The 3,466-nt window shown below is 67.5% G+C and carries 4 protein-coding genes; all 4 read left to right on the top strand.

The window, feature by feature from the left end; genetic code table 11:
- Positions 1-723: 723 nt before the first annotated feature.
- The 4 genes from AB0J67_RS39975 (at position 724) to AB0J67_RS39960 (ending at position 3,126) form a co-directional block, all read left to right on the top strand.
- Positions 724-1,404: a GGDEF domain-containing protein gene (locus tag AB0J67_RS39975; RefSeq protein ID WP_363490848.1), complete on the top strand. Its 681-nt coding sequence runs from the start codon at positions 724-726 to the stop codon at positions 1,402-1,404.
- Positions 1,405-1,571: 167 nt separating this feature from the next.
- Positions 1,572-1,796: a hypothetical protein gene (locus AB0J67_RS39970; protein ID WP_363490846.1), complete on the top strand. Its 225-nt coding sequence runs from the start codon at positions 1,572-1,574 to the stop codon at positions 1,794-1,796.
- Positions 1,787-2,779, top strand: coding sequence for a sigma-70 family RNA polymerase sigma factor (locus AB0J67_RS39965; protein ID WP_363490844.1), 993 nt, complete (start codon positions 1,787-1,789; stop codon positions 2,777-2,779). The genes AB0J67_RS39970 and AB0J67_RS39965 overlap by 10 nt, the downstream gene beginning before the upstream one ends.
- 5 nt (positions 2,780-2,784) lie before the next feature.
- The gene (locus AB0J67_RS39960) at positions 2,785-3,126 is read left to right on the top strand and encodes a WhiB family transcriptional regulator (protein WP_363490850.1); all 342 of its coding nucleotides are present in this window, start codon (positions 2,785-2,787) and stop codon (positions 3,124-3,126) included.
- The last annotated feature ends 340 nt before the right edge of the window (positions 3,127-3,466 follow it).

The following is a 3,466-nucleotide window of genomic DNA, read 5'->3' as shown; positions in this document are numbered from 1 at the left end:
GCAACGCGGGGCGAGTCTCGGTCCACCGAACACCACCGCAAGATCACCTCGCCGGGGGTTGGAGAGCCGAGCCCCGCCTCGGTTCGGCTCGCAGGAAAGCCCGCCGGGCGGTGCCGTGCCGACCGCGGGGGCAATCGGTGCGGCACCGCCAGTCGGCCTCCGCTTACGGAGCTCGTGGGCACCCTGGCGCCGGGACCAACGATCGTTGAGGCGGCCAGGCCGAGGCGGTTATGCCCTCGAGGGGTGCACAGTGATACCCGGAACCGGCCAGCCGCGCCAACAGTTGCCTGGCGTGACCGCGGCCGCACCCGGTTGCCACGCCCTGCCCGCTGCGCCGGGCGCACCCCCTGTGCCCCGCGGCAGGCCTGCGGTCTGGCGCAAACGACCACAGAAGGCGTAGCCGAGTCGTCACCGTACGCGGGTGCGGTGCTGCGGTGCTGTGCTGTGCTGTTCTGTAAGGCAACCAGGCGACCTCATCTGCAACTATGGGCACGGAATGGTAATAACCTCCCATAAACGGCTAAACCGGTCCGCACCTGCGGGCGACCTTGAGGGGCCGCGTTAGAGGGTTGCCCCAATGTGCCGCTTAGCGCGGCGGGGCGATGGTGGACACGCACGAAAAGGGCCACTGACACCAGATTGAAAGGATGCCGACAGGGGCGACGAGCAGTCTAGGACCGTCAGCACAACCGGCAGCAGCCACAAGTCTTCGGGGAGCATGCCATGACCGCGACGCTGAACAGCCTGATGGCAACCGGCCTGGCGCTTGCCGCATCGGCCGGCTGGGCCAGCAACCTGGTGCGCGTGCGCAGGGAGCGCCGCCGGTGGGCGGCCCAGCTCCACGACGCCCGCCAGGCCGCCGCGACTGACGCGCTGACCGGCCTGCCCAACCGCGGCGCACTTACGGCCCGCCTGGCCGAACTGGCCTCGACGACCGGCTGGTCTCTGGCCATGGCCGACCTCGACCACTTCAAGACGATCAACGACACCCTCGGCCACGACGCCGGCGACCAGGTCCTCACCGTCACCGCCCGGCGGCTGGCCGCCGCCCTGCCCGACGCGATGGTCGCCCGGCTGGGCGGCGACGAGTTCGCGATCATCCTGCCGACCGGACCGGATCAGGCGCTTGCGCTGCTGGAGCAGGCCGTGGCAGCCGTCGCCCGGCCGCAGCAGGCCCGGGGCCTGGAGCTGACCGTCGGATGCAGCGTGGGCGTCGCCGCCCACACACCCGGCAAGACCGCTGCCGAGCTGATGCGCCGCGCGGACACCGCCCTCTACCAGGCCAAACAGACCCGCGGTCGCGCCGCGGCCTGGACCCCGGATACCGCACCGCCCATCCCGGCGGCAGTCGAACGCCGCCAGACCCGCCCCCGCCCAGCGCACACACCACCCGTGTACGCCTGAACATCCCCACGGACGCCCGTGGACCGGCCGGGCGGGCACGCGTCCCCGACGCGACCAGCCGAACCCGCGGGAGCAGGCGGGGCGTGTGCGATACAACGCCGTACCACACACGCCCCGCCCAATCACCCCGCCACAGCGATTCGGGTCTTGAGAAGGTAGGTGGCTGCATGAGCACGAATGACACCACCGTGGCAGACGCCCGGTCTGTCTTCGAGCCGGTCAACGGTCTGGAGGTCTTCCTGCTGTACGTGAAGTCGCTCAACCGCCGGATAGAGGCGGTCACTGCCGAGGTCACGGAGCTGCGCCGCAGTCGGCGCACCCGGCCTGCGGCCTCGTCATCTGAGTCCGCGCAGCAGGCCGGGGTCCGAAGGCGGTATTCGGCATGGACGTGAACAGGTACGGCAACGCGCAGCCGCGGCTGGACGACGGGTTCGGCCAGCGGGACCTAATCGGAATGTATCTGGCCGAAATCTCCCGGCACCCGCTGCTGGACGCGGCCGAAGAAGTCGCGCTGGCCAAGCGTATCGAGGCCGGGCTGTACGCCTCCTGGCTGCTCGAACACGACCACCTTCCGACTGGTGCCGCTCGCGGCGAACTCGAGCAGATCGCCGCCGAAGGGCTTGCCGCGAAGGCCAGGTTTATCGAGGCGAACCTCCGGTTGGTCGTGTCCGTGGTACGCCGCCACCGCCGCGCCGACGTCGACATGCTCGACGTGATCCAGGAAGGCAACCTCGGCGTGGTCCACGCCGTGGAAAAGTTCGACTACCGCCGCGGCTACAAGTTCTCCACCTACGCCACCTGGTGGATCCGTCAGGCCATCGGCCGCACCATCGACGCCCAGCGCTTCACAATCCGCCGCCCCGCCGATCTGCAAGCAGAGATCAACTGGATGCGCAAAACCGAACACGACCTCTGGCACACCCTCGGAGAGCAACCCACCTGCGCACACATCGCCGAGGCCACCGGCATGACCGAACAACGCATCGCCGACCTACGCCGCTGGTCGGCAGGAACCGTGTCCCTCGATGCCCCCGTAGCCGAGGACAGCACCGCCACCTTCTGCGAGATCCTCCTCGACGACCACGCCCCCGGCCCCGCCGACATCCACGAAGCCGACGAGGAAATCAACCACCTCCGCCAGCTCATCGGCACGCTCGACCCACGCTCGCAGCTGCTCATTCGGCTGCGCTACGGCCTCGACACCGACGAACCACTGAGCATCACCCAGACCGCCGCACGGCTCAACTTGTCCCGCGAACGCATTCGCCAACTCGAAGCCAAAGCCCTCACCACGCTGCGCCAACTCGCCCACGACACGGTTCGGGCGCCCGCCGGTACCTCCGCGGTGTTTAGCATGGCGAAGAAGGGAACGTGAGCGGGATGGGTCGGGCGGTCGCCCAGCCTGACTTCAGCGACGACCCGGGTACGAAGCTCCCTTGCCAGTTCGAACCTGACCTGTGGTTCGCCGACACTGTTCCGGAGATCGAGCTCGCCAAGTCGCTATGTGCCAAGTGCGCGCTGAAGGACGCGTGCCTTTCCGGCGCTTTGGAACGTGCGGAGCCTTGGGGCGTCTGGGGCGGCGAGATTTTCGTGCACGGCGCAGTCGTGACGCACAGACCCCGGCGTGGCCGTCCACGCAGAACCCTTCTGCCGAGAGGAACAGCGCTAGTTTCCACGGTTGAGAAGCGGGTCACAATCGCCGACTCCCGCCGACGGTCATGAGCCACCTTCACACACCTTCGTCGACGATTGCGCGAACGCCCTATGTAGGCGACGGAACGCCAGGCCTTCCTCCTACTGCCGGAGCAGCCTGCTGTCCCGCTCAATTACTACCGCAAGTCGACAAACGCTCAAAACCGTCGCGCAACCACTTTCGATTCAAGACCATCTACGCAACTGTCTCCCAACCGCTGAAACGGAAATCGGAGTCTTCCGCATCTGCTCCAGAGCACTCCAAGCCATGATTCACTGAGGTCATTTCATCCTGATAGATGTGGATGTCTCAGGTTGATCAACTGGGCGTGGGGATGCGGGCCGTGAAGTGAAGCTCCCGATAGGACTG

It is taken from the genome of Catellatospora sp. NPDC049609 (assembly GCF_040675365.1).
Classification (GTDB): Bacteria; Actinomycetota; Actinomycetes; order Mycobacteriales; family Micromonosporaceae; genus Catellatospora.
This window is presented reverse-complemented; position numbering and strand designations above follow the sequence as displayed.

What these genes read in the sequence shown, in the direction of transcription:
- AB0J67_RS39975 (WP_363490848.1), top strand. Translation starts at nt 724, where the DNA reads ATGACCGCGACGCTGAACAGCCTGATGGCAACCGGCCTGGCGCTTGCC.
- AB0J67_RS39970 (WP_363490846.1), top strand. Translation starts at nt 1,572, where the DNA reads ATGAGCACGAATGACACCACCGTGGCAGACGCCCGGTCTGTCTTCGAG.
- AB0J67_RS39965 (WP_363490844.1), top strand. Translation starts at nt 1,787, where the DNA reads ATGGACGTGAACAGGTACGGCAACGCGCAGCCGCGGCTGGACGACGGG.
- AB0J67_RS39960 (WP_363490850.1), top strand. Translation starts at nt 2,785, where the DNA reads ATGGGTCGGGCGGTCGCCCAGCCTGACTTCAGCGACGACCCGGGTACG.